Genomic DNA, 24,988 nt, shown 5'->3' with positions numbered 1-24,988 from the left:
CCTACTGGGCAATTTCTTTAATGATATCCCAAGGGGCAATGATACCCAGAAGGTGTTGTGAGGTATCAACCACTGGGAGTAAGTATACCGTTTTTGGAGTGTTCATGATGAGGGTGGCGCAGGCCAATACGGAATCATCTGGGCTCACGACTGGTGGATTAACCGTCATCAGAGACGAGACCGCCTCATGCTTTGCAGCAACTAACCGTTCGTGAATTTGTTTGAGATCTGGAGCATAGCCCACCTCTCGAAGCTCTCCGGATAACAGGTAATCCGGCAGTACGTGTTCAAGAATTTTCCATAGATTCAACGTTCCCAGAAGTTTCCGATTGGCATCAATAATGGGAAACGATTGAATTTTTTCCTGTGCGAATTGGCGTACCGCCTCGCCGATCGTGCATTCGGGAGAGAGTGTACGCACCTCTTGAGTCATGATATCCCTGGCGTTCATGCATACCTCCACCAAACATAGACACTGGCAATTAAAACCTGGAGTATCATTAAAGGAAACGCGACTCTCAAAAAAGCCATAAAGCGGAATGGTACGCCGTTTCGTTCGGCAATTCCGGCGACGATCAGGTTTGCGGATGCCCCGATGAGTGATCCATTTCCCCCCAGGCAGGCTCCTAGCGACAAGGCCCACCAAAGTCCGACGACCTGATCTGCAGAAACCCCACTTTGTTCGAATATCGGAAGCATGTCTTTAATCATGGGAATCATGGTCGCCACAAACGGAATGTTATCCACGATGGCGGATAAGACCGCCGAGACCCAGAGAATCGCCAACAGGGTCACAGTAAAGTCCCCAGAGGTTAAGGCTAACGTCCAGTCAGCCAATTTTTTGAGAAGCCCGGCATGCTCCACCCCGGCGACAATAATGAATAAACCACAGAAAAAGAAGATCGTTATCCACTCTACTTGGCCAAACAATAAATGAACTTTATGGCCAGCCTTTTCGGGGTCTAAGGGAAAAGTCACCAACAGTAATAGAAGCGCTGCGCCGCCCAGTGCGATAGTTGCCGGTTCTAAATGCAGGGGGTGGGCGAAGATAAATCCAATAATCACAAGCCCAAATACGGCTAAGCATTGCTTGAGAAGAAACACGTCTCGAATGGCTTGATATTCATCAAAAGCCATGATCCGGTTTTGCGCCTCGGGGGATGCGGTCAAGGTTTTTCCATAAATCCACCATAGCGGTATAAGAGTTGCTCCAAACACCATCAAGGCCACAGGGGACAGATTTATCGCGAATTCATTAAACGTCAAACCTGTGGCCGAGCCAATCATAATATTAGGAGGGTCTCCGATCAAAGTGGCGGTTCCTCCTGTATTAGATGCGTTGATCTCAGCAAAAAGGAGGGGGTAGGGATTGATTTTTAATTCGTCGGCGATAAGTAAGGTGACGGGTGCCACAAGGAGGACGGTGGTGACATTATCCAGAAACGCCGAGAGGATCGCCGTGACGATTGATAACATCACCAAAATGCCCCAGGGTTTTCCTCTGGCGAATTTGGCTGCTCTAATAGCGAGAAATTGAAACACCCCTGATTCTTTTGTGATGCCTACTAACACCATCATGCCAACGAGCAATCCAAGGGTGTTGAAATCAATGCCGCGAATAGCTTCTTCTTGGGAGAGGACACCGAGTCCTATGACTAAGGAAGCGCCAATAAGTGCGACAATGGCACGGTTAAAACGCTCGGAAATTATGACCGCATAGGTGACCAGCAGGATACTGGTGGCCAGAAGGAGGTGGGACCCACCAGTTTCAGACATAACTATGGCCTGGAAAAATTTCCGGTAATGGGATGTTAGGCAAGTTTTATACCCTGAAAGTTATGATAGCGGCGAAGGAGCATTGGCCTCGATAGAGATTACGTGAGTTTTTGATGGTGAGAAATCGAATGCGAGCATTGCTTAACCAAGTGCCGTCAGTCGTGTTGGAAAGCGACGATCCTGTCGAACAGGTGCTGCCACGTTTGTTTCCTTCGGACTTTACGCAAACTTTGTGCCAATTAGGTGTGTGCCTAAAGAGTGGTCTATCAAAGAAAAATACTCATGATAGCTTGCTTACTCATTAAGTTATTTGTCGCTGAATCCTGTATTGTTGGCAGGTGGGCTGGACAATCTGTCTGAGTCGGGACAACTTGTCTTTGCTTTTAGAAAACACGGTGTAGGCAACTGACCTTAAGACTTCCACTTGGAAAGCCCCAAACTAAAATACCCGGGTTATCCCTTGAAAATTTTTTAATCACCTCCGCATCCACCTCCACAACTACCTGCGCATCCTCCACAGCTACTGGTGTCTCGTCTCCCAAAGGAGGAGGTAGTTTCCAAACGCTTTGGGGGATCTTTGCGATTGGGGATCCATGTACAGCCGATCTGTTTCGCGCAGTAAGGCGCATCTTCGTCTTCCTGGGGATCGAGGCTATAGTAGAATCCAGCGCAAACAGCAAGGGGAGTCGGGTCGGAGACTTTGGGTCGATCCCCTCTCGCCTACAAGTGAGTTGCCAAGCGCGCCTCAGTCCTTCTTGGTTAGCCCCTTCTGAGGGCATGGCTTCTGCCGGGGTATGGTGAAGGAATCGATCAAATGCACGCTCGCAAAAATATTGATATTCCCGAGTATCCAGAATGAACTCATGCCAGGCCACATCCACGACTTGCGAGGGCATTCCGATTATGATGCGACTTGCTTGTTGGCAGGCATGAAAAAAATCCTGTAAACCGGTGAGTACCTGAGAAATTTGCTGCTCGGTGAGGTGGGAATATTGTTCTTTGACTTTCTGCTCGATTCTTCGCGGAAACACATAGGTTTCAATGAAGTTCTCTTGTTCTTCATTCGAGGAATTTCCGGTCGATGGAGCTGGATATCGGAATCGCAAAAATGTGGCGATAGCGAGTACAAGGATGATACCGACAATGATGGGTAGTAACATAAGGGGCCTGGCTGTTCTTTGCGAAAAGGACCTCTTGTGATCCGCTAATATTCGCTAGTTAAAATATGTATGTCTTTACTAAAATCCGTCGGTAGAAACTTAGAAATCTTAATTACTTTGGGGCTCGTTGCCCCCATTTATACAAACAGGTTGCTAATGAGGTGATAGGCCTATACTCTTTGGTCGTGAACCTTTGTACCTTTGGTCGTGATTTGTTTAGCGTTTTTAAACTCTGATGCTCCCTCCGATCCTAGTATTTGGCGCGACGTCGTTGTTGGGTTTTCATCTTGCTACGATGTTCCCCAAGAGCGTGTTGCCGTTTGCTTCTCCCGGAAATAAGGCCAAAGCCGTTCGGCAGTGGCCCGCCCTTCAACTTCATAATTCTGCCTGGGTGGCGGATGTCTTTCGGCGCACTCAGCCGAACCTTTTAGTGTATTGTCATGCGGTGTGTGATGTGCCGAAGTGTGAGGCTTCGCCGGAGTGGGCGTATGAGATGAATGTGCAACAGCTCGGCCGGGTCATGAAGGCAATGCCAGAGGGTACTCGATTAGTCTACGTGTCTTCCGACCATGTGTTTGGTGGTGATGGTAGGTACACCGAACACGTCAGTCCATCCCCCATTAGTGTGTATGGAAATACCCGTGTGGCAGCAGAACAATTGGCGTTAACACGGATGGGGACATTGGTGATTCGTGCGGGGCTTGGAATCGGGGAATCCCCAGATGGACGAACCGGTCACTTGGATTGGCTGCGCTATCGGACAAAACAAAATTTGCCTATCACCATCATTGAAGATGAATCCCGCTCTGTCGTCTGGCAACACGACTTAGCCACCCGCGTGATGCAGCTTGCTCAAAGTAGTGAAACAGGGATTCGCCATGTCTCTGCGACCCGTCCCATGTCACGTGTAGAGTTAGCCAACTTTTTGATTGGCAAGTTTAGCATTCCCGTCACTTTTAAGATCGAAACTCGCCATCAACAAACACATCCTCATTTGGGCCGCATCGAGCTCGCCACAGTCTATGAGGGTGATTTGTCCCATCCCTTATCCAGCGTGTGCGATGGTTAATCAATAATTTTCTCGGGATTGTTTCTTTTTCCTATTAGGGCGAAAATGACATACTCCGGGTATTTTATTGGTTTATGACGACACCTGGAGTATCCTAAAAGTGAAGGCTTGGCTGCTCTCACCGTGGGTTCTCCATCGTAAGAACTTATGAGCGATTCTCAAAAATATGGCTCAGAACTCGAAAAGGGGATCAAGCTTGATCTCCGTGGCAAACTGACCTATGAAGAATATCTCAAATTAGATCGATTGCTGTCTGCGCAAAATCCGCTGAGTGATCCGCCCCATCACGATGAACTGCTCTTTATTATTCAGCATCAAACTTCAGAATTGTGGATGAAGCTGATCCTGCATGAGTTGCAGGCGGCTGTTGTACATATTCAACAAGATCATCTGAATCCGTGTTTTAAAATCCTGTCCCGCGTCAAACAAATTCAACGACAGTTATTCGAACAATGGGCAGTATTGGAGACGCTGACGCCCAATGAATATGCCCAGTTCCGAAAGGTGTTAGCCAATGCTTCAGGATTCCAGTCGGTGCAATACCGGGAGATTGAATTTATTCTCGGCAATAAAAATGCAGCAGTAACTGAGGTGTTCCAATATAGTGAGCAGTTGTACCAGGAGATTACCAAGATCCTGCATGCGCCCAGTTTGTACGATGAATTTCTCCGATACCTGGCTCGGTGTGGGTATCCGATCCCTGCAGAATGCCTTGAGCGAGATTGGTCCAAACCGCATGTCCGGAACCCAAACCTCATTCCAATATTTAAACAGATCTATGACCATCCCGAATCCCAATGGAACGCGTATGAAATGTGTGAGAAGTTAGTCGATGTCGAAGAAAACTTTCATCTCTGGCGCTTTCGGCATTTGAAAACCGTGGAACGGATTATCGGTTACAAACGAGGGACAGGCGGGTCATCAGGGGTGGGGTATCTCAAACATGCTCTTGATCTCACGTTCTTTCCGGAGCTTTTCGATGTCCGTACAGAAATCGACGGATAATGCAATACTGGAAGCCGTGGCGGAACTTGGCACGGGTCCTTTAAAGGAAAGTTCCCTTGTTCGTTCAATCCATCCCCTTTTTTCGCGCGTGCTACAACGCAAAGAAATCTATCTCGCCAATCATTCGTTAGGCCGCCCACTTGATCAGATGGCTATCGATGTTCAGCAAGCCTTAGACCTGTGGTACCAAGACATGGACGGAGCTTGGGATGGCTGGCTGGCCGAAATTCAGGCCTTTCGTGGACGGATAGCTCAACTGATTCATGCTCCACGTGAAGACTGTATCATTCCAAAAACCAGTGCTGGCCAAGGCTTACGCGCCATCCTGAATTGTTTCGACAAGAAAATTCGAGTCGTCACGACGACGGCCGAATTCGGCTCTGTCGACCATATTCTTAAAGTCTATGCCCAACGTGACAGGATTGATTTAATACAAGTTGGCCCTGATGACCAAGGTGTCTATCATGAAGAAGATATCCTGGATGCAATTGGAAAGGGCGCCGACCTTATCGTGGTATCCATGGTGTTATTCATCACAGGGCAGTATTTAACTGGATTGAGAAAATTAATTAGCGAGGCCCAAACACGTGGCGTAAGGGTGTTAGTTGACCTGTACCATGCTGTGGGTGTGTTACCCGCGAATATGGAAGATTTAGGCGCCGACTTCGCTATCGGTGGGTGTTATAAATATTTGAGAGGTGGCCCAGGGGCCTGTTGGTTGTACGTGCACCCCTGTCATTTAAACGGTTCCCTAAACACTCTTGATACCGGCTGGTTTGCTCAGCCTAAGCCATTTGCCTTCCAACGACCTGACACCCCATATCTTTCTGAGGGAGGCAATGCATTTCTCGAATCCACACCACCTATCCTTCCATATTACCAAGCCAAAGCCGGATTGATGTTTACTTTGTCGATGGGGGTCGATCGGCTCAGAGCCTATTCACTCAAACTGCAGGCTCGGCTTTCAAAACTTCTTGCACAGCACGACCTTCAACCGATAGGCCATCCAGACCGGAGAGGTGCATTTTTGGCCATTGCCGTCAATTCGGCAGATGCGATAGCTTCACAGCTAAGGGCCCAAAAGATCATCGTCGACGCCAGAAACGGCCTCCTCCGAATATGTCCGGATATTTTAACCACGGAAGAAGAACTTGGAGAGGCTGTTGGAAAACTTGCCGCCTATGGCAGGAGGGATAACTGACCTATTGCCCCTCATACTTCCCCGTAAAACCTACCTTGCTATCGCGTTAAAGTAGATTGTAGGCTTAGGCATTTGAGTCAGGAACCTAAGAATTCTCTTATGCGCGAATTGGAAACCCCATGACGAAATATACCGATTTCATTAATTATCACCTCTCTATGCTGATGGATGATGCCCGGACTGGGGCCTATCGTCAGGCGATCTCACGGGTCGTGAAGGCCGGGGATGTGGTGGTGGATGTGGGTTGTGGGTCGGGTATTCTCTCCTTACTGGCTCGACGTGCCGGGGCCAAGCATGTGTATGGCATCGAAAGCGAGCCGGTCATTGAGATGGCAAAACTTGCGGCTGCCCAAAATGGGTATCAGGAAAAAATTTCTTTTTTCCATGACATGTCCTTTAATGTGGAATTGCCAGAAAAAGCCGATGTGATTGTCACTGAGACCATGGGCACTTTTGGATTTGAGGAAGGCATTTTAGGTTCTTTGACAGATGCGCGTGACCGCTATCTTAAGCCTGGTGGCAGACTGATTCCTCATAGTGTGGAATTGATTCTTGTCCCGGTCGAGATGCCCCAGTTTTACGAACATGTAGTTGATTTTTGGGTGAATGGTTGCCAAGGATTTGATTTCTCGCCAATCAGAAAATTGACAGTGAACAATTTTCATATCTTGAAATTACACGAAGGAACTTTTTTGGCAGAACCGACGCGGGTAGAACCTATTGTATTTGCGGAAACAAAAATGGTCGAAATTGACACAAAGGTTTCGGTGTATGCTTCTCGTCGTGGGCGTTGTCATGGTTTCGCAGGATGGTTCAATGCGGACCTCATGCCTGGACTCAGAATATCGAATGATCCGAGAGATAAAGATTCTCACTGGGGCGTGGCATTTTTCCCAATAGAAAAACCGGTGACGGTGGATCGAGGGAATCGTATTCTTTGTGAATTTTCTTCAACCGGGAATGGTGAAAACTGGCATTGGAAAGTTGATGTCAATGGGCAGCATTTTGAGCATTCCACATTGCATGGGTCTCCTCATAGTTTCTCAAACCATCCTAAACCTCAAGGTGCCTAAGCCTTCGCACTTGTCATTTTCCTATTTTGATTCTGCTTCATTTTCGTTGGTGGATTTAAGGAATACAATCATTTCTAGAAGGAGCTGATGGTATGCATATCAAGAAACCAACGGTGATCAAACCTGCGGGTAACAAACCCAAACTGATCGAAGAGTTTTTTGGCCGTGTGAATTCAAAAACTGAAACTGTCAGTATCGCGAAGATGATGAGTCCTGGGGGATGGCTAGAACCCGGACAAACCCCAGAGTTCGACGAATATACGCTCGTGTTGAAGGGCAGCTTGCAAGTGGAGACGAAGTCCGGTGTCACCGAGGTCAAGGCCGGCGAGGCGGTACTGGCCTTTCGTGGAGAATGGGTGCGTTACAGTACTCCAGAAGCTGAAGGCGCGGAATATGTAGCCGTGTGTATCCCTGCCTTCTCTCCTGATAACGTGCATCGTGATGAGTAGTGGGGGAAATGAGTGATGCGTAATCCGTTACAATAACCTCTTGCCCTTCGTGTTAATTTTTCAAGGCCTGAACGGTGCTCTGCATATCAGAAGGTAGGGTTGTGGAATATTCCTGAAATTTTCCAGTCTTCGGGTGTCGAAAGCCTAATGTTCGTGCGTGGAGCATGACACGAGGAATCATTCGCTTTTCAATGGAGTTTACTTTCTGCCCACCGTAGGTCGTATCTCCCAAAATGGGGCATCCAATCGATCCCATGTGGGCCCGTATTTGGTGAGTTCTTCCTGTTTTGGGGACCAGCTGCACGTGTGATGCCTTCTTTCCAAACCGTTGCACCATCCGATATTCAGTGGTGGCGGGTTTCGGTTCATTGGTCTGAGCGGAAACCAGTTTCCTGTTTTTTCTATCTCGCCCGATTGGGAGATTAATCACGCCCTGTGAATCCGCAGGAATGTCCCAAATTAAAGCTTCATATACTCGCGTGATCGTGTGCTGTTCAAATTGCCATGCGAGTGCGCGATGGGCTTCTCGCGTTTTGGCTACCACCATCACACCTGACGTATTTTTGTCTAACCGATGCACAAACCGTGGTTTCGGAGTATCTATCGAATCGTGATGAGGTGTCGGCTGTAATTGAAAGTGAGAAAGAATGGCGTTCAGCAGGGTTCCTGACCAATGTCCGGAGGTAGGGTGAACGACAATGCCTGCTGGTTTATTGAGTACCAAGTGACATTCATCTTCATAAAGCACGTCAAGGGGAACGGTCTTGCCTGCAAGAGACAAGGTTTCGGGTTGTGGGGTGTCTATAGTGATGCGATCACCAGGTTTGACGGTATGGCTAGGTTTGACTACTGCAGTATTGAGGCGAATTCTACCCAACTCAATGAGTCGTTGAATGCATGTCCGTGAAATATCTGGCTCTCGATGGCGAAGAAAAACATCAAGCCGTTTAGGTTTTTCCCCTGGTGTAATGACAAATTGGGTAATCATGTATCCGTATGGTCCTTGATATAGGAAATTTCGCAGCAATAGAAAGTGGCCGTGGTACCAAGTATTGTTCGATTGTAGCCTAGACTAGAGTTTTTTTGCTGAAACATGCGATAGTGCCGAAAAGGCTGATTCTTCGTAATTTTGAACAGCGAACTGAAACAATAGGGAGGGAAATGATGCCGGGTCAAGGGTCTGGGGGGAATGTGCTGGCGGCCTTGTGTAGTTTTTTTATCCCGGGGCTGGGGCAATTGTTGCAAGGGCGATTATTGCGTGCCGCCATGATGTTTGCACTAGCAGCAGCCTTATGGTTTGTATGGCTTGGCTGGGTAATTCACCTATGGTCGGTTATCGATGCAGCGAAATTCATGCCCATGACGCCTTAGGAATCGATCTGACCATGACATCAAAAAATACTTGCTCTTTGATCAGTGGAAGTCGAGGGATGCGCGCAATTCTTGATGGCGATCGATATGTGGTTATGGTCGGCTCACCGCAAGCTTTTGACCCACGGAAATATCATTACTCGTCAGATTATTCCATTCTTTGAGTTGATTGACGGTTACCCCATATTCCCGAGAAATGCGGTAGAGGGTATCGCCGCGCACGACAGTGTAGTAGGTGGGTTCCCCTCCCATACTATCCCCACTTCCGCCACCAATTTCCCCGAAATCTTTGAAATCTGATTCATTAAAGGATAAATCACTTAACCCAAATTCAGAGAGTGAAGGTTCGGATAGGGAGAGATCCTGGGACGAAGAGAGACCAGGTGAGCTTGAGTCGGGGGCCATGCTGCCCATTTGGCTTTCTTGTCGACTCATTTGATCTCGCAAGGCTTCAAGCTCAATCGTCAGGTCTTTATTTTGAGATTCGATAGAGGCTAACTGACGTTTGGTGGCTTGAACCTGAGAATTCAACTCGCCGGTTCGTTTTTCTTCTTGGGCGAGTAGGCGCTGGAAGTTTAAAGCTCTCGCCTTTTCACTTTCGTATTTTTCTGAGCTGACACAGCCTCCCAAAATACCGCTTGCGAGGATGCAGAGGAGTGCCAAGCGGATGCTGGGCTTGGCCTGCCACGAGTGAGTGTGCTGTAGAATATCTGCATGCTCAGACTTAGCCATATTCAAATTCCCTCCACCGATGTACATGAGTTTGCAAAAATTGTGGTAACCACGTGCGCGCGAAGAATACTTTGGATCGGAAGAATAGATCGAGAAATCATGAATGTCAAATGGTATCACAAAGCCTGATCTCCTAGCTCTTGTCTGCTGAATTGACCACCTGTAGAGGCTATGCTACCTTCATCATCTTACAATGAACCTGTGAAAAAATTCCACAAATAGACCTGGTGATATGATGAAATCCCAACCCCAACCTCCCAGAACCCTCGATGTTGAAGGCATTTCCCTACGGTTGGCACAACCACATTATTCTGATCAAGAATGGATCGGAGACCGGGAGGTCCTGCAGCAACTTCTGGCATGTTGGCTGGTAATTGCCGACAAAGACCTTCCCCTATGCCCTCGGGTGATCGGGCAGCCTGGTATTGGCAAGACCACCTTGGCCATGTCAGCGGCACGTGAACGGAAACAGGTCCTGTACATTTATCAATGTACGGCTGATACACGCCCCGAGGATTTGCTTATTACTCCGGTTATCGCCGGAGGAGGAACCATTACCTATCAAGCCTCACCTTTAGTGACCGCCATGCTGACTGGCAGCGTGTGCTTGCTGGATGAAGGCAATCGGATGAATGAGAAGAGTTGGGCCTCTTTGGCGCCGTTACTCGACCATCGACGATGCGTGGAGTCGGTGATTGCTGGTATCAAAATCCAAGCCCATCTTGATTTCCGATGTTGTGTCACAATGAACGAAGATGCCTCTACCTATGAAGTCCCGGATTATATCCTTTCCCGATTGCAACCGAGCTTGAAATTGGAATTTCCGAATCGGGAACATGAATTGGCGATCTTGCAGTATCATTTGCCCTTTGCCGCACAAGATATACTTCTACTCACTGTCGAATTTTTACAGAAATCACACCAGCTTGATTTAGGTTTTTCACCACGGGATGGCATTCATCTTCTTCAATATGCCCTTAAACGTTTGGCGCAAGACCCTTCGCATCCAATTTCGCGCGACGATGTGTGGCGAGAAGCGTTGATTAAAGTGCTTGGGGAAGAGGCCTTGGATTTGGAGGGTCTTTCTCGGCAGCGAAAACGGGCAATCGGGGAGCAGTTGTTGCCTCGTGGATTGGGAGATTTCTTTTTTGAGTCGGATGACCCTTTGCATCCGGATCGATAGTGGAGAAATTTCAAGTGGGAATTTCAAAACTCTAAATACATTCGAATAATCCAAATCCCAATGTCCTAAATTTCCTCACGATGGTTTTGCATTTGGGATAGTCGAATTTTGAATTTGTTTAAGATTTTCTGTTTTGAATTTTATGCTCTTCCATGAAACACCTTTCTCCAACTGCTGAGTCCCTTCTCTCTTTATCTTCCCGTATTCTCATCCTTCCTATCCGGAATGGTAGTAGCGATGTCGCACAGGAAATTCGCGATCTGTTGTTGTCTCAACGCGTGGATTGTCTAGCTGTTGGGTTGCCGCCTTCGGTTGAATCCTTGGTCGAAGAAGGAATTGAGCGACTCCCTCAGATTAGCCTCGTGGTCCTTCCAGAACCAGTCCAGGACGAAGAGGGAACCTGCAGCTATATCCCTATTGATCCCTGTCAACCGATAATTATGGCCCTTCGAGTTGCCATGGGTGAGGGGATCGATCGTGCCTTTATTGATCGAGAGGTCATCATCTTCAAGCCCTGGTCTTTTCCTTTTCCTGATTCGTATGCCCTGAAGCAGATCTCTCTGCCAATCTTTGCGGGAGCCATGCTGCCTTTTATGCCGTATCCTAAACCTGAGAGCCAGCGCTGGGAACGAATTAAATGGATGGCGTTTAAGCTGCATGAGTTGGAACTTGATTACTCCTCGATTGTCTGCTTATGTCCCATCGAAGATTGGCCCTGGCTGCGCGATGCGTATCAACAACGATGGGCCTACACTCCTCATGAACCATCAGAACAACGGCCATTTTTGTGTACGGTCGAGCCGTCAACCTTATACTTTACCCTCTGTGAATTACCGTTTCTCACAGAATTATTCGAACAACGTCGGATGGAGGCTCGTTCTGACGAGCATCTTTCACTCGATGGGATCAAAGAATTGCTGCTTGAAACCCGTACTCGATGGCTCGCAAAAAGAGCTCCGACTCGAGACCAGGAAGGCAATTGGGTAACCCCGCAATTGCTCCAAATGTTTTTGCAATATGTTCGAAACTTGACCCTGCTTGAACACCGCCTGACGCCGGATCTCTATACCCTTGTGCTCGCGGCTAAACAAATGGCCGGCGATGATTTTGCCATCACACTGTTAGACACAGCTAAGACCTATGTGTATCAAGAAGATCAGGCTACGGGATATGGAATGCCTAACTATAAGGTTGGCATTGAACAGCTGGAATCACCAGATGGGCAGGTTTCTCGGGCAAAAAACCGATTGCAGGGATCGGCCTTAGCCTGGCGATCCTTATCGCTTAAGCCTGCGCCGACGCCACAAAAGAAGCAACGATGGGCTTATCGTTGGAATCCTTTTGGGCAATGTTCTTGGCCGCCGGAAGATGATCGCATTGAAGGTTTCACTGCCCATGTTCGGGAACAAGCGAAAGCCGTGTTGGGGGCGGACTTGGCCCAAGTTGATAAATTTACAACCTCAATTCGTGATGGCATCGACATGAGAGAAACCCTTCGGCATTGGAATCCAAAACAGGGGAATCGTCTTTCCGATATTTACGTGAAAGACATTCCTCCCTCCAGGGGTAATGTAGAGATTGTTGTGTTTTTGTTCGAAGTGCCAGCCGATCCTGCACAATTTTCTTGGCAAGCGACTTGGTATGCCGAGCATGCGCAGGAATCAACCTTATGTTTTTATGCCACACCATTTTTAGAAAACATGGTTGGACCGGGAATAGGGCAATCGCAATATGGAGGAACGTTCTTTCAATTTCCTCCGAGGCCGCTTCCCAATGTGTGGGAGGATCCGCGATTGGATTTTGCCGAGTCAATAGAAGATCGGCTGATTGCAGGTGCGGCAATGCATTCTCAGGAAAAACATGTGGCGCTTGTGAGCCCCATTCCGCCACTGGCTCGCTGGAAAAAGATTGCTAGGAAGTTCGATCGAAAGCTGATTCCCATCCCGCTGTCTAGATTCTCTGGGCAAACCGTTCATCGGCTTCGACATTTTCATGTGTTAAATGGCCATGAGATTCGAAGCTTTGCCTCCCAGTTTATTCAAGGGTAACGAGTGCTGATGAATCAAAGGTAAATCGTGGATCTTTTTTCTTCTGATTCGCCTTCCCAAACTGTTCAAGCACGGGTCGATGCCCTGCGAGAGCAAATCCGGCATCATGATTATTTGTATTACGTGAAAAGTCGGCCGAAAATTGCCGATTCGGAATACGACCGTCTATTCAAAGAACTTCAAAAATTAGAAGAACAATATCCTGCCCTAATCACTCCCGATTCCCCCACGCAGCGGGTCGGAGGGGCTCCACTTGGTCAATTCTCAAAAGTCAAACATGACCGGCCTTTATTGAGTCTTGATTCCATATTAGATGTCGATGATGTTTGGGCTTTTGATGCTCGGCTGCGTCGTGAACTTGAGGTGGATCAGGTGGAATATGCGGTCGAGCCGAAATATGACGGTTTGTCGGTAGAGCTCGTGTATGAAAGTGGCCTGTTTCTGAGAGGATCAACCCGTGGCGATGGGGTGACTGGAGAGGATATTACTCTCAACCTTCGTACAATTCGGTCGCTTCCACTTCATTTGCAATCCAACTCGACCTTGCCAGACCGTATTGTGGTACGCGGCGAAGTGTATCTCCCTCTTCCGGACTTTCAAGAACTCAATCGACGTTTAACGGAGCGTGGGGATGGTACGTTTGCGAATCCACGAAATATGGCCTCGGGCTCACTACGGCAACTCGATCCACGATTGACGGCGACTCGCCCTCTCGTCGTGACCTGTTATGACCTCATGGTATCAAGCGGGAACCCGTTTGCCACCCATTGGGAGGCGGTATCTTCCTTGGCTGCCTGGGGACTGCCTATTCCCAAACCTCGGCGGTTATGTGGGTCTATCGAAGACGTCCTTGCCTTTCACCGTGATATGGCACAGAAACGGGACAGTCTGTCTTATGAAATTGATGGGATTGTCGTGAAAATCAACGACCGTTCCTTTCAGGACCGATTGGGAGAAAAATCACGAAGCCCTCGATGGGCGATTGCTTACAAGTTCCCTGCCAGAAAGGAAGTTACAAAAGTACAGGATATTGTGGTGTCCGTGGGCCGAACCGGTGCCCTGACCCCGGTGGCGCTGCTGGATCCTGTTGAGGTTGGTGGAGTCACGATCAGTCGCGCCACTCTGCACAATATGGAAGAAGTAGCTCGAAAGGATGTGCGAGTTGGCGATACGGTAAAAGTTGAACGCGCCGGAGATGTGATCCCAGATATTGTGGAACGCATTCCTATTCCTGGTGAAACACGAGGAGCTTCTTTTCGGGCGCCAGATCATTGTCCTGTCTGTGATTCTATGGTCGTTCAGGAGGGTCCCCTGTTCTACTGTACGGGGCAAACTGTGTGTACGGCTCAGCTCAAGGGCGGCATCGAACATTTTGCTTCTAAGGGAGCTCTCAATATTGAAGGACTTGGCAAAAAAACGGTGGCGCAACTTGTTGATGAGGGCCTTGTTGCGGACTTCGCCGATATTTATCGTTTAACCAAAGAGCAAATTCTCCATTTAGAAGGGTTTGCCGAAAAATCCGCCACGCAATTGTTGGCGGCCATTGAGCAAAGTAAAGCGCCATCTTTGGACCGATTTCTTTTTGGCTTGGGGATTCACCATGTGGGTAGCCATGTGGCCAAAGTCTTGGCAAATCACTATGGGGCATTAGAAATGGTAATAGCGGCTACGGAAGAGGACCTGTTGCAAATCCACGAAATCGGTCCGGAAACCGCTCACAGTGTGATGACATTTTTTGCTGAACCTCGAAACCTCACGGTTCTTTACCAGATGAATGAATTAGGTGTAAGGGTTAAGAAGATTTCTTCTGATGAAGGAGTCCAGCCCAAACCATTTGTAGGAAAAATCTTTGTTCTTACAGGTGGGCTAGATGGATTTACTCGACAAGAGGCCAAACAGAGAATTGAACAATTGGGGGGGCGAGTGACTTCAAGTGTAAGCAAAAAGACGGACTATGTAGTGGCGGGGCATGACCCTGGATCAAAATTTGATACGGCAAAGAAATTAGGAGTCCAGATTTTAAACGAAGCAGAGTTTTCAAATTTGGTGAAAGGTTAAAATCTGAAAAGTTGTCAGGGGCCTTATTCCTTAGGGAGGGCAGGTGAAGATTGGGTGGCTTCTTCCTGAGTTTCAGCCATGGGCTCGTCGAATTTTTGGATTTGCACACTTTTGATTGATTTTTCATCGGCATCTCGGACAATCAACAGGCATCCATGGGCTCGAAGTTCTTCGCCGACAGACGGGATGTGTCCTAATTCTTGTTGGATTAACCCACTGATAGTGTTTTGTTCTTCCTCATCGAGTTCTACTTTGAGAAACTCGTTGATTTTTCGAACTTCGGTCCGACCACTTACCAAGATCTGATTTTTTCCGATTCGCTTGATCAGTTCTTCGGTGATGTCGGTTTCATCAAGAATTTCTCCAACCACCTCCTCCAACAGGTCTTCCGTGGTCACGAGACCAACCACCCCCCCAAATTCATTCACCACAATAGCGATATGCCGTTTTTCCTGCTGGAATTGTTTAAGAAGGTCATCCGCAGGTTTGGCTTCCGGGACAAAGAGGGCTGGTCGACAAAGATCTTTCAGCAATGATTCTTGATTGCCTTGGGCCAATTCTTTCAAGGCGTGGTGACGGTATAATATGCCAATAATGTTGTCGAGGTTGTCTTCATACACCGGGATTCGGGAATTGGTTGCTTTGAAAATTTCTTCTTTAGCCTCGCCAAGACTGAGTTCGGCACTCAAACCAAACATATAATTCCTGGGCGTCATTACATCTTCGGCGGTCAGATCGGTAAATTCAAAAACATTTTTGATCATCCGTACTTCATCAGTTTCTAATACGCCGGCTTTTCCACCGGCTTCCAGCATGATCATGAGTTCTTCTTCCGTGACAAAGGGCACGGTGAGGCCTCGACCTCCGGTTAACTTCAAGATTAGTGGCTCGAGCACATAAAGAACGGGAGACAGCAATTGTCCCATCCAATAGATAGGGTGGGAGAAGAATTGAACCGCAGTGTCCGAATGTTTGGCGCAAAGAGTTTTGGGGATGATTTCCCCAAAAAGTAGGACAATGATCGTGAGCAGCCCCGTGGCAACGGCTACGCCTTCCGACCCAAAATACTGAAAAGATACAATAGAGACTAATGACGCTGCTGTGAGATTTACGACATTATTCCCGATTAAAATTGTCGAAAGGAGTCTTTGGGGGTTGTGGCGGAGAAAAAGAGCCAATTTAGCCGCTCGTTTTTTTTCTTCCACCATGGTTTGCAAACGGCTTTCCGTGATGGAGAAAAAGGCAATTTCCGCTCCTGAGAACAACCCAGAAAGAATTAAGCAAATCAATATGGCGATAAATTCCATAAATTCAAATTAAAGGCGGGGTGAATTAGAGGCAGGTGGGCCGAAATGGTTGAAAAAACCAAGCCCTACGGTTAATGGGGTCCATGTTTTGGAAAAAATGTAGAAGTGTAGCCGGAGAAGTGGGTGAAGGTCATTAAGTTGGTGACGAGAACATCGTCTAGGACCGTCGTCATCCATCGATCTAACGAGACTAGCATACGGCCAAGTCCCATGCAACCGAAAAATCCTTTACTAAAAGGGAAAGTGTTCTCGTTGAATTCTTTAGCGTTACGCCAAGGTGTAATATGTAACTTGCTGAAATGTTTGAGAAAATATTCGAATATTAGTCCTCTGGAAAACCAAGAATTTATCTTGCCGAACTGCGGGCCTCGAATTTGTAGCATTGCCGACTCAGAACAGGATAGACGGAAAATATTGGAGTGCTATGAGGGATCAATGCCGAATCATGTCCGGGACTGAGAGATAAATGAAGATTCACAAAGTTAAAACTCAGACCTTCCTGCCATGGTTCGGCTTGAGCTTCTGCATAAGTATGCACCTTATCCGAAGCATAGGACCGGGTCATCAGCCCTGATCCTCCTTGCAAGCCATATTCGTGTAAGTCGGGGGAGCCCTGGATTAAAATGGATACCATAGAGGCATCGAACCAAACCTTGAAATTACAACTAACTTGGATGAATGGACCCAAACTTCCGGTATGTTCCAACACTGCCATGGGATACGCATATTCGGGTGGGACTTCAGATGAACCGGCATCTACCGGAAGGGGGAATTCAGGATCCCTTACCCCTGACATGGAAACAAACAGGAGATTAGGGTCATCCAGTGCAATATCGTGGACTTGCCCGTCATGGTAGCTGCAAAGCTTTCCCATTTCATACCGAAGAGGATAGGAGTAGCCCATTTTCGCATAGAAAATTCGAATCCCAGCATCTAGAGGGTCTTCTGGGCTTCGACTAATTTTTAAGTCAAAGGGAAGCATCAGATGAAAGGCGTTGGTTCGAGCAGACATAAACGGAGCACATGCTCCTGGAAATTCTTTTTGAACGGCTTCGTTGTCTGGTTCAAATCGACGGGGAGTTCCGCCAAAATGTTGGGCCGTTTTGGCTTCTTTGGAAAGGCGGTATTTGGTTTGATAGTAGGCGGCTGCACGTTTTTGGGCCAAATCCAAAAAATATTCTGGAATATCGGATTCGACGATCAGGCGCTGCTTATCAAGAGGTTGGGTTCGAGGACCCTTCATAGCCTCGTTATAAATTCCTAACTCAGCGCTGGTTTTTTTTATGTCATGATCAAGTTGATGCGCGAGTTCAGGATCAAAATATCGGGTGTTGGGAAGAAGTTGGTATGCTTTCTGAAGTAATTCGAGTTTGTGAGAATAGCGTTTCGGTTCAGAAGCAAAGGCCTGGATGGTGGCCAGCAGTAAACTGAATTGTTCTTCGGGGAGGATACCTAATTGGTCAAAATCCTGTTCCCGAATAAAGGTGAGGGCCAAGGGGCCAAAGGCATCTTCCCGGCGGAGGCTTAAAGTTAACAGGTAGTTGAGATAGGCCCTAGCTTCATCTTGTGTCATAACATTATCCTCCGGCCATTCTAAGGAAACAATTACCGGTGGGACAAGTGCCGAATATAAGGCGGGATCTTTTTGGCGGAGATAGGGAGAAGAGATTGTATTCTGGGTAACATCCCCTCGCTGGGGATTACAAAAGGCGGAAGAGATGAAAAATAATAACCTCAGATTAAATGGAACAAAGGCGGTCAGTTCAAAAATTTTACCTCTTTGGATTAGTGGGTCTCTTGTGCTGGGAGGGTTATTTACTTCTCAAATGGCCTTAGCAGGCCAAGCCAGTTTGGGGCCAGTCATTACCCAACAAACGCAAATGGTCATAAATGAATCTAGTAATGCCGGTGAGCAAAAGAAAGAGGAATTTTATCGAAAGTTGCAACGGCAGCTTGATGAGTTCGATATGCAATTAGAGCAGCTCAAATCTCAAAGTGAGGCGCTTCGAGAGAAGGCGAGAGGCAAGTTTCTTGAACGCCTTGAACAGTTACAAGTAGAAAAAAATCAGCTTCTTCCAAAAATTGAAAAAGCCACCCGTTCAAGTGAGGCGGCTTGGGAGGACATTAAAGGCGGCTTAGACCGAGCCGTGACTGATCTGAAAGTAGGCTTAAAGCAGGCTGCATCGAATTTCTTTTAAAATTTCCTTCCTTCTTCGTTCCCACAAACTCTATTTTATCACAGAGTTTCTTTACTTCCGTTTGTCCTTAGACTTCGCTATTCTTTCATCGGTTGTGGTCATCAGGTAGTATGTGGAACCTGACATTTGTCTGCACCTTCAACACATTCGTTTCATAGCTGGTATGTCTCGGGAACCTTTATTTCAACAGTCACAACATGCCTTAGAATGGCCCAGCCTTTTAGACGTGCTGGCATCACAGGCCCATTCTTCTCTAGGCGCAGCCTTTTGCCAATCCCTTCCCTTGGCTGACAGTTATTCCGCGGCCCAAAGTCGTCTTCAGGAGACCACTGAAATGATTGCTTTGTCTGATGGGCCTCTTCCCTTTCCTTCCTTGCCATTTCACGATACTAGAAGCGGGCTTCTTCGTGCTGAAAAAGGCGCGACATTAGATGCCAAGGAGTTGCGACGCCTTGCCAATGTCATAAATCTCCTAGTCCAAGTTCGGCGTTGTCTTACAGCGCAGAAAGACCTTGCTCCTCATTTATTTCGGTATCTTGATCATCTGGACGATCTTTCTTTTCTGCAGTCTGAAATTGATCAATGTATTAGCGAAGAAGGGGAGGTGTTGGATCATGCTTCTTCGGCCTTGTATGACGCAGTGCAGGACGCACAGGGATTAAAGTCGAGAATGCGGCAACGGTTAGAATCCATGATGACTTCGGCCACGTATCGCGATGCCTTGCAGGAGCTCTATTTTGATCAACGAGAAAATCGATATGTGTTGCCTATTAAGGTGGACATGCAACACCAGGTTCAGGGCATTGTGCACGATGTGTCGTCGAGCGGGTTGACGGTGTTTCTTGAGCCTCGTGAGTTGATTGAACTTAACAATCGAATCAAGGTGGCTGATTTGGAGGTGGACCGGGAAATTCGCCGAATATTGACTGAACTATCCTCCATGGTTGTTGGGCACATTTCTACCATTCAGCGGTATCTTGAAGTGCTTGCTATCTTGGATAGCATTGGGGCCAAGGCCCGGTTGAGTCAACGTATGGATGCCTACCCCGTAGAATTATCGGAGGATGGACAGATTCGCCTACATCAGGCGCGTCATCCCTTATTGGTACTTGCCCGAGCTGAGGTTATTCCAAACGACATTACGATGGAAAAAGACCAAAAGGTATTGGTGATTTCTGGTCCCAATACTGGAGGGAAAACCGTCAATCTAAAATTACTGGGGTTGTATAGTCTCATGGTTCGGGCGGGATTACATCTACCTTGTGCGGAAGGCTCCCAAATGGGATTTTTTACCGACACTTTTGCGGATATCGGTGATACACAAGATTTAGCCAAGGATCTCTCCAGTTTTTCCGCCCACCTAACCAAAATTATTCAACTGTTAGATGTTGGACATGCTCAACCCTCCACCCCATTTGGTCCAATCTTGGTGTTACTCGATGAAGTCATTAGCTCAACAGATCCAGCGGAAGGTGCTGCGTTGGCTGAGGCCTTGCTACTTCATTTTGCTGATCTGGGTTTTAAGGTCGTAGTGACCACACATTACAATTCATTGAAGACGTTAGCTCTTTCGACTCCAGGGTTTCTCAATGCAAGCCTTGAATTTGATGTTGCAACCCTGACCCCTACCTATCGTCTCATTCAGGGTGTCCCGGGCGGATCTTCGGCCTTAGATATTGCGGGTCGATTAGGCATGGCTCCAAGTATTTTGGAACATGCCACTAAGGTCCTTGACCAACAAGATCGTGAACTCGATCACATTTTTTCCGATTTGCAAAGCATGCATCATCGCCTTCGACAAGAATTAGAATCTGTAGAGATGCACCGACGTCGTACCGAAGAAGCGGCCATGGAAGCCCAAGAACGACTTGATCGAATTCGGGGAACAGAGCGCGACGAGCTCCAAAAAATTAAAAAGAAATTAAAAGAGGAGCTTGGGCGAGCTAGAACAGAAATCCGGGAAACTGTTGCCTCCCTCAAACAGGATAAAACCCTCGTAAAGGCACAAGAGGCCAAAGTGCGTGTCCATGAAATTGCAGAGGACCTTGATCGACGGACCCAAGATGATAGCGAGACCGTCCCTCTTGAAAATTTGCAGGTTGGGGCATTGGTCGAAATATCAAATTTAGGGGCGTTGGGAACTTTAATCGAAGCGCCTCAAGGGAAAAAACGCGTTCGTGTACGAGTTGGGGAAACTGAGCTGTCAGTAGGAGTGGATTTACTTGTTGGTCGGGTGCTTGTGGGAGAAGGATCTTTCCCGAAACCTCCTGTTTCTAAAGCCCCTAGAAAAAAATCCTTCCCTAAGGGATTTGCCGAAAAGACCTTTACGTCACCGAGTACCTCTGGGTTGCTGACGATAGACCTTCGGGGGCAAACAGTTGAGGATGCATTGGAAAGTCTGGTCTCACGTCTTGATGAGGCATTACTGACTGTGGCCAAAACCGTTCATATCATTCATGGGCATGGAACAGGAAAGTTGAAAATGGCGACCAGGAAGTTTTTAGCAAACGCCTCTTATGTGGAATCCTATCGACCGGGAGAGCAGGGGGAGGGCGGAGACGGGGTTACAGTTGCGGAATTGCGCTAGCTTTATTGTTCATGGTGCGATCGTTGGATATGGCGATATCTACGTTGCGTTGAAACCCGGTATGTTTTGGGCGGCGAATGGGCGTTCCCTCGAATGTGCTGGCAAACACGGCCTCGGTCATTTGGGAAAGCTGAGTAAGATTTGGGCTTTGAGTGATTGGTGTGGGAAGAAATGCCCCTTCGAGAGTTGGCCGGGAGTTGACATTATAAGGGCAGACATCGAGGCAATCATCACACCCAAAAATTCGATTCCCCATTTTTGAACGAAGACTTTTGGGAATTGAATCCAAGTCTCCACGATGCTCGATAGTCAGATAGGAAATGCATTTTGTGGCGTCCACCACATAGGGTTCGACAATCGCTTGGGTCGGACAGGCTTCAAGGCATAATGTACAGGTCCCGCAGAGATCTGTTCCAGGTTCGTCGGGTGTTAATTCCAGTGTCGTCAGAATTTCTCCCAAAAGTAGCCATGATCCAAATGTGGTGGAAACGAGATTTGAGTGCTTTCCAATCCACCCTAGTCCCGCACGTTGCGCCCATACTTTTTCCATGACGGGTCCCGTGTCTACGTAGCTGCGGGTCCTCGAATCAGGAGCAAGCTGTAAAATTGATTGCTCAAGGTGTTTGAGCCTTTTTTTTATTAGGCGATGATAATCTTTTCCCCAGGCATATCGCGCAATCCGGCCATTCCCAGGCCCTTCGTTTGGGTCCCGTTCCGTCCAATAATTTACCCCAACGCTGATAATGGTTTCGCATCCTAGAAGAATTTTTCTGGGATCTGTTCGACGGTCTGGATCTTTGGCCATCCATTGCATGGTCCCGTGGTATCCAAAGGATAGCCAGTCCTGTAGGTGTTGGAGAAGGGACTTGGTCTGCAAGGGGGCAGTGCTGGAGGGCTGGGTATTTGTAATGGATTCTAGTGGGGAGAGACGACTGATTCCCACTACATCAAATCCTTCGGAGATGGCAGCCTGCTTAATCAAGTCTGTTAAAGACAAGTTGGTCACCGGAGGTGGTAGGATCGAGGAAAACTATGTAGCCCCAGGAGAGTATTAATGTTTAGTGCGAGGTTGGGCTTTATAGTCGGCATTCCCCGCGCAGTTGAATTTCACGATGAATTGAGCGGAACAGTTATCCGTGGTGCATGGGCCACAAGAACCAGTGATGACTGAGGTCCAATCGGTTTTTGTTTTGTCAAACTGGCATTGGGTACCACCCCCTTTTGATACATCGGCCCAGGGCTGATCATAGCCAGGAACTTTGGCCATGGTGCAGCCATCTGGTATGGGCACTTCGCACGAGCGACCTTGTTCGCCCTTGGCCATGCCGATGGTACACACGGATTCAGTCTGAGGCGCGGCTATAGCCCATGACGTTGGCCCAATAATTGTTCCTGTGAAGAGTCCCAACATCATGATTTTACCCAGATACTTCATATCCCTGTTCCTTTCCGCAAAACCGTGGTTTATTTTGGTCTTTCTCGTACCTATTGGTATATAACACAGAATCCTTTGGCCAGGCTAGCAACCCGAGGATTTCTTACTGCAGACCTAGCTCAATAGTAAAAACAAAGGCCCCAGAAGTTATCCTTCTGGAGCCTTTGTTAACCCAATAAATGGCAGGGGCCGAAATTACATCATTCCGCCCATTCCACCCATACCGCCCATACCACCCATACCGTGGTCATGACCGCCATGGCCGCCGCCATCTTTTTTCTCTTCCGGCAGATCGGTAATCGTCACCTCAGTGGTGAGCAATAATCCAGAAACACTCGCGGCATTTTGTAAGGCACAGCGAGTGACTTTGGTTGGATCGATCACGCCAGCTTCTACCATGTCGACGTATTCATCAGTTCCGGCATTATACCCATGGGTAGGTTGGGCATTGCGGACTTTATCAACAACAATGGACCCTTCCACACCGGCATTTTCAGAAATCAGTCTGATTGGCTCTTCGCAAGCGCGCCGAACAATATTGACACCAAATTGTTGGTCGCCTGGGCATTTCAATTTTTCTAATGCGGGAATGCAGCGAAGCAGTGCCACGCCACCACCGGGTACGATGCCTTCTTCCACGGCGGCTTTGGTTGCATGAAGGGCGTCTTCGACGCGGGCTTTCTTTTCCTTCATTTCGGTTTCGGTTGCCGCTCCGACATTGATCACGGCCACGCCACCCACGATTTTGGCCAACCGCTCTTGCAGCTTTTCACGATCGTATTCAGATGTGGTTTCTTCGATTTGGGCTTTGATTTGCTTCACGCGGCCCTCGATCTTCTTGGAGTCTCCAGCCCCTTCGACAATGGTGGTATTGTCTTTGTCGATGGTCACACGTTTGGCTCGGCCAAGATCGGTGAGCTTCACGTTTTCTAATTTCAAACCAACTTCTTCTGAAATGACTTGGCCACCGGTCAAAATGGCAATGTCTTCGAGCATGGCTTTGCGACGATCGCCGAAGCCAGGGGCCTTCACCGCAGCGATATTCAAGGTTCCACGGAGTTTATTGACCACGAGGGTAGCCAAGGCTTCGCCTTCCACGTCTTCCGCCAAAATGACAAGGGGTTTACCCATCTTTGCGACTTGCTCCAAAATCGGGAGTAAGTCTTTCATGGCGCTCACTTTTTTCTCATTGATGAGAATGAACGCATCTTCCATCACCGCTTCCATGCGCTCGGCATTGGTGACGAAATATGGGGAAATGTAGCCACGGTCAAATTGCATACCTTCCACCACGTCCAATGAGGTGCTCATGGACTTGGCTTCTTCCACAGTGATCACGCCATCTTTACCGACTTTATCCATGGCTTCGGCAATGAGATCACCAATAGTGGAATCGTTATTTGCGGAAATGGACCCAATTTGACCAATTTCTTTCTTGGTTTGGCAGGGTTTACTAAGTTTCTTCAATTCTTCAATAGCGACATCAACAGCCTTATCGATCCCGCGCTTTAATTCCATAGGGTTGGCACCAGCACTAAGATGCCGCACACCTTCACGATAAATGGCTTGGGCTAACACGGTGGCGGTCGTCGTTCCATCACCAGCGACGTCACTCGTTTTGCTCGCAACTTCCTTCACCAGTTGGGCGCCCATGTTTTGGTAGGGATCATGTAACTCAATTTCTTTAGCGACGGTCACACCGTCCTTGGTAATGGTGGGTGCGCCAAATTTTTTGTCTAAAATGGCATTTCGGCCTTTGGGACCCAAGGTGGCTTTCACGGCATTGGCCAATTGGTTTACTCCAGAGAGTATGGCCGCTCGGGCTTGATCGCTATACAGTAACTGCTTCGCCATAATATTCCTCCGTCAAAATTTTAAGTGAAACTTCAATATTCAGATAGGTAGTGGTTAAAGTCATTAATTTAGATGCGTTTTATTTATCAACAAAGATGCCCAAGATATCCTCTTCCCGAAGAATCAGGCAATCATCGTTTTCAATTTTAATTTTGGTGCCGGAATACTTATCAAACAACACTTGATCGCCGACTTTCAGGGTTTTGACGTCTTGCCCAGCGCCTTCAACGGTGCCCCGTTGTGGTTTTTCTCTAGCTGAGTCTGGGACGTAAATGCCTCCCGCCGTACGCTCAAGTTCTTCGGTATAGGTCACAAATACCCGGTCGCCTAATGGCAGAAAGCCCTTAGCCGCGGTTCCTTTACCTTCCTTCTTTTCTTCTTTTTCCTTGGTAGCCATATGAAAACTGCCTCCTTTTGTTGAAAAATGACGTGATCTGTTAGTGATTGCTCAGGTTGTGTCATTCAGTGGTTGAAATAAACAG

23 protein-coding genes are annotated in these 24,988 nt (G+C 47.8%); 12 read left to right on the top strand and 11 right to left on the bottom strand.

The genetic code is table 11. From position 1 onward, the window contains the following. Position 1: 1 nt before the first annotated feature. Positions 2 to 451, bottom strand: coding sequence for a CBS domain-containing protein (locus tag PPG34_RS03145; RefSeq protein ID WP_313831683.1), 450 nt, complete (start codon positions 449 to 451; stop codon positions 2 to 4). Further along, positions 448 to 1,776 (bottom strand): ArsB/NhaD family transporter, encoded by a 1,329-nt coding sequence (locus PPG34_RS03140; protein ID WP_313831682.1) that lies wholly within the window; start codon positions 1,774 to 1,776, stop codon positions 448 to 450. The genes PPG34_RS03145 and PPG34_RS03140 overlap by 4 nt, the downstream gene beginning before the upstream one ends. A gap of 128 nt (positions 1,777 to 1,904) precedes the next feature. Here PPG34_RS03140 and PPG34_RS03135 point away from each other — a divergent pair, with 128 nt between their 5' ends. After that, positions 1,905 to 2,081, top strand: coding sequence for a hypothetical protein (locus tag PPG34_RS03135; RefSeq protein WP_313831681.1), 177 nt, complete (start codon positions 1,905 to 1,907; stop codon positions 2,079 to 2,081). Positions 2,082 to 2,159: 78 nt separating this feature from the next. On the opposite strand, the gene PPG34_RS03130 is transcribed toward PPG34_RS03135, so the two are convergent. Further along, positions 2,160 to 2,936 (bottom strand): glycine-rich domain-containing protein, encoded by a 777-nt coding sequence (locus tag PPG34_RS03130; RefSeq protein WP_313831680.1) that lies wholly within the window; start codon positions 2,934 to 2,936, stop codon positions 2,160 to 2,162. Positions 2,937 to 3,171: 235 nt separating this feature from the next. On the opposite strand from PPG34_RS03130, the gene PPG34_RS03125 reads away from it, so the two are divergent. From PPG34_RS03125 to PPG34_RS03105, 5 genes are all read left to right on the top strand, one after another. Beyond that, positions 3,172 to 4,005 carry a sugar nucleotide-binding protein gene (locus PPG34_RS03125; protein ID WP_313831679.1) on the top strand — a complete coding sequence of 278 codons (834 nt, stop codon included), beginning with the start codon at positions 3,172 to 3,174 and terminating at the stop codon, positions 4,003 to 4,005. 147 nt (positions 4,006 to 4,152) lie between these two features. Then, positions 4,153 to 5,010: a tryptophan 2,3-dioxygenase gene (kynA, locus tag PPG34_RS03120; protein ID WP_313831678.1), complete on the top strand. Its 858-nt coding sequence runs from the start codon at positions 4,153 to 4,155 to the stop codon at positions 5,008 to 5,010. Beyond that, positions 4,985 to 6,211, top strand: a complete 1,227-nt coding sequence (locus tag PPG34_RS03115) for an aminotransferase class V-fold PLP-dependent enzyme (protein WP_313831677.1) — start codon at positions 4,985 to 4,987, stop codon at positions 6,209 to 6,211. The genes kynA and PPG34_RS03115 overlap by 26 nt, the downstream gene beginning before the upstream one ends. A 119-nt stretch (positions 6,212 to 6,330) precedes the next feature. Further along, positions 6,331 to 7,284 (top strand): 50S ribosomal protein L11 methyltransferase, encoded by a 954-nt coding sequence (locus tag PPG34_RS03110; protein WP_313831676.1) that lies wholly within the window; start codon positions 6,331 to 6,333, stop codon positions 7,282 to 7,284. A gap of 92 nt (positions 7,285 to 7,376) precedes the next feature. Next, positions 7,377 to 7,733, top strand: coding sequence for a cupin domain-containing protein (locus PPG34_RS03105; RefSeq protein ID WP_313831675.1), 357 nt, complete (start codon positions 7,377 to 7,379; stop codon positions 7,731 to 7,733). A gap of 52 nt (positions 7,734 to 7,785) precedes the next feature. Here the strand turns inward: PPG34_RS03105 and PPG34_RS03100 are convergent, their stop codons facing one another. Then, complete coding sequence (locus tag PPG34_RS03100) at positions 7,786 to 8,721, bottom strand: RluA family pseudouridine synthase (protein WP_313831674.1); 936 nt, start codon at positions 8,719 to 8,721, stop codon at positions 7,786 to 7,788. 173 nt (positions 8,722 to 8,894) lie between these two features. Between PPG34_RS03100 and PPG34_RS03095 the strand changes: the two genes are divergently transcribed. Further along, on the top strand, positions 8,895 to 9,104 hold the full coding sequence (locus tag PPG34_RS03095) for a hypothetical protein (RefSeq protein ID WP_313831673.1): 210 nt from the start codon (positions 8,895 to 8,897) through the stop codon (positions 9,102 to 9,104). A 93-nt stretch (positions 9,105 to 9,197) separates the two neighbouring features. On the opposite strand, the gene PPG34_RS03090 is transcribed toward PPG34_RS03095, so the two are convergent. Beyond that, positions 9,198 to 9,836 (bottom strand): LysM peptidoglycan-binding domain-containing protein, encoded by a 639-nt coding sequence (locus PPG34_RS03090; protein WP_313831672.1) that lies wholly within the window; start codon positions 9,834 to 9,836, stop codon positions 9,198 to 9,200. Between the two features lie 232 nt (positions 9,837 to 10,068). Between PPG34_RS03090 and PPG34_RS03085 the strand changes: the two genes are divergently transcribed. From PPG34_RS03085 to ligA, 3 genes are all read left to right on the top strand, one after another. Continuing rightward, on the top strand, positions 10,069 to 11,019 hold the full coding sequence (locus PPG34_RS03085) for an AAA family ATPase (RefSeq protein ID WP_313831671.1): 951 nt from the start codon (positions 10,069 to 10,071) through the stop codon (positions 11,017 to 11,019). A 152-nt stretch (positions 11,020 to 11,171) separates the two neighbouring features. Beyond that, a complete protein-coding gene (locus tag PPG34_RS03080; RefSeq protein ID WP_313831670.1) occupies positions 11,172 to 13,067 on the top strand; it encodes a hypothetical protein in 1,896 nt (631 codons plus the stop codon). 27 nt (positions 13,068 to 13,094) lie between these two features. Then, a complete protein-coding gene (gene ligA, locus PPG34_RS03075) occupies positions 13,095 to 15,125 on the top strand; it encodes an NAD-dependent DNA ligase LigA (RefSeq protein ID WP_313831669.1) in 2,031 nt (676 codons plus the stop codon). 23 nt (positions 15,126 to 15,148) lie between these two features. On the opposite strand, the gene PPG34_RS03070 is transcribed toward ligA, so the two are convergent. Beyond that, complete coding sequence (locus PPG34_RS03070; protein WP_313831668.1) at positions 15,149 to 16,414, bottom strand: hemolysin family protein; 1,266 nt, start codon at positions 16,412 to 16,414, stop codon at positions 15,149 to 15,151. Between the two features lie 364 nt (positions 16,415 to 16,778). Then, positions 16,779 to 18,005 (bottom strand): hypothetical protein, encoded by a 1,227-nt coding sequence (locus PPG34_RS03065; RefSeq protein ID WP_313831667.1) that lies wholly within the window; start codon positions 18,003 to 18,005, stop codon positions 16,779 to 16,781. A 145-nt stretch (positions 18,006 to 18,150) separates the two neighbouring features. Here PPG34_RS03065 and PPG34_RS03060 point away from each other — a divergent pair, with 145 nt between their 5' ends. Together PPG34_RS03060 and PPG34_RS03055 are read left to right on the top strand one after the other, a co-directional pair. Then, positions 18,151 to 18,630, top strand: a complete 480-nt coding sequence (locus PPG34_RS03060) for a sll1863 family stress response protein (RefSeq protein WP_313831666.1) — start codon at positions 18,151 to 18,153, stop codon at positions 18,628 to 18,630. Positions 18,631 to 18,742: 112 nt separating this feature from the next. After that, entirely contained in the window at positions 18,743 to 21,217 is a 2,475-nt protein-coding gene (locus PPG34_RS03055; protein WP_313831665.1) for an endonuclease MutS2, read from the top strand. On the opposite strand, the gene queG is transcribed toward PPG34_RS03055, so the two are convergent. The 4 genes from queG to PPG34_RS03035 all read right to left on the bottom strand — a co-directional run bounded on the left by queG (position 21,195) and on the right by PPG34_RS03035 (position 24,903). Then, a complete protein-coding gene (gene queG / locus PPG34_RS03050) occupies positions 21,195 to 22,214 on the bottom strand; it encodes a tRNA epoxyqueuosine(34) reductase QueG (RefSeq protein WP_313831664.1) in 1,020 nt (339 codons plus the stop codon). The two genes, PPG34_RS03055 and queG, sit on opposite strands and share 23 nt — an antisense overlap. Positions 22,215 to 22,268: 54 nt before the next feature. Further along, the gene (locus PPG34_RS03045) at positions 22,269 to 22,652 is read right to left on the bottom strand and encodes a hypothetical protein (protein ID WP_313831663.1); all 384 of its coding nucleotides are present in this window, start codon (positions 22,650 to 22,652) and stop codon (positions 22,269 to 22,271) included. A 195-nt stretch (positions 22,653 to 22,847) separates the two neighbouring features. Further along, on the bottom strand, positions 22,848 to 24,506 hold the full coding sequence (gene groL / locus PPG34_RS03040; protein WP_313831662.1) for a chaperonin GroEL: 1,659 nt from the start codon (positions 24,504 to 24,506) through the stop codon (positions 22,848 to 22,850). 79 nt (positions 24,507 to 24,585) lie between these two features. Further along, the gene (locus PPG34_RS03035; protein ID WP_313831661.1) at positions 24,586 to 24,903 is read right to left on the bottom strand and encodes a GroES family chaperonin; all 318 of its coding nucleotides are present in this window, start codon (positions 24,901 to 24,903) and stop codon (positions 24,586 to 24,588) included. Positions 24,904 to 24,988 lie beyond the last annotated feature (85 nt).

This window comes from Candidatus Nitronereus thalassa, assembly GCF_032191465.1.
GTDB lineage: Bacteria > Nitrospirota > Nitrospiria > Nitrospirales > UBA8639 > Nitronereus > Nitronereus thalassa.
This window is presented reverse-complemented; position numbering and strand designations above follow the sequence as displayed.

Bases quoted from the DNA above. Each gene is read 5' to 3' on its own strand.
- PPG34_RS03085 (WP_313831671.1), top strand. From the start codon at position 10,069: ATGATGAAATCCCAACCCCAACCTCCCAGAACCCTCGATGTTGAAGGC.
- PPG34_RS03065 (WP_313831667.1), bottom strand. From the start codon at position 18,005: ATGACACAAGATGAAGCTAGGGCCTATCTCAACTACCTGTTAACTTTA.
- PPG34_RS03080 (WP_313831670.1), top strand. From the start codon at position 11,172: ATGAAACACCTTTCTCCAACTGCTGAGTCCCTTCTCTCTTTATCTTCC.
- PPG34_RS03125 (WP_313831679.1), top strand. From the start codon at position 3,172: ATGCTCCCTCCGATCCTAGTATTTGGCGCGACGTCGTTGTTGGGTTTT.
- PPG34_RS03105 (WP_313831675.1), top strand. From the start codon at position 7,377: ATGCATATCAAGAAACCAACGGTGATCAAACCTGCGGGTAACAAACCC.
- PPG34_RS03100 (WP_313831674.1), bottom strand. From the start codon at position 8,721: ATGATTACCCAATTTGTCATTACACCAGGGGAAAAACCTAAACGGCTT.
- PPG34_RS03115 (WP_313831677.1), top strand. From the start codon at position 4,985: ATGTCCGTACAGAAATCGACGGATAATGCAATACTGGAAGCCGTGGCG.
- PPG34_RS03135 (WP_313831681.1), top strand. From the start codon at position 1,905: ATGCGAGCATTGCTTAACCAAGTGCCGTCAGTCGTGTTGGAAAGCGAC.
- PPG34_RS03035 (WP_313831661.1), bottom strand. From the start codon at position 24,903: ATGGCTACCAAGGAAAAAGAAGAAAAGAAGGAAGGTAAAGGAACCGCG.
- PPG34_RS03060 (WP_313831666.1), top strand. From the start codon at position 18,151: ATGAAAAATAATAACCTCAGATTAAATGGAACAAAGGCGGTCAGTTCA.
- PPG34_RS03090 (WP_313831672.1), bottom strand. From the start codon at position 9,836: ATGGCTAAGTCTGAGCATGCAGATATTCTACAGCACACTCACTCGTGG.
- groL (WP_313831662.1), bottom strand. From the start codon at position 24,506: ATGGCGAAGCAGTTACTGTATAGCGATCAAGCCCGAGCGGCCATACTC.
- PPG34_RS03140 (WP_313831682.1), bottom strand. From the start codon at position 1,776: ATGTCTGAAACTGGTGGGTCCCACCTCCTTCTGGCCACCAGTATCCTG.
- PPG34_RS03130 (WP_313831680.1), bottom strand. From the start codon at position 2,936: ATGTTACTACCCATCATTGTCGGTATCATCCTTGTACTCGCTATCGCC.
- PPG34_RS03145 (WP_313831683.1), bottom strand. From the start codon at position 451: ATGAACGCCAGGGATATCATGACTCAAGAGGTGCGTACACTCTCTCCC.
- PPG34_RS03095 (WP_313831673.1), top strand. From the start codon at position 8,895: ATGATGCCGGGTCAAGGGTCTGGGGGGAATGTGCTGGCGGCCTTGTGT.
- PPG34_RS03045 (WP_313831663.1), bottom strand. From the start codon at position 22,652: ATGAAGTATCTGGGTAAAATCATGATGTTGGGACTCTTCACAGGAACA.
- PPG34_RS03110 (WP_313831676.1), top strand. From the start codon at position 6,331: ATGACGAAATATACCGATTTCATTAATTATCACCTCTCTATGCTGATG.
- kynA (WP_313831678.1), top strand. From the start codon at position 4,153: ATGAGCGATTCTCAAAAATATGGCTCAGAACTCGAAAAGGGGATCAAG.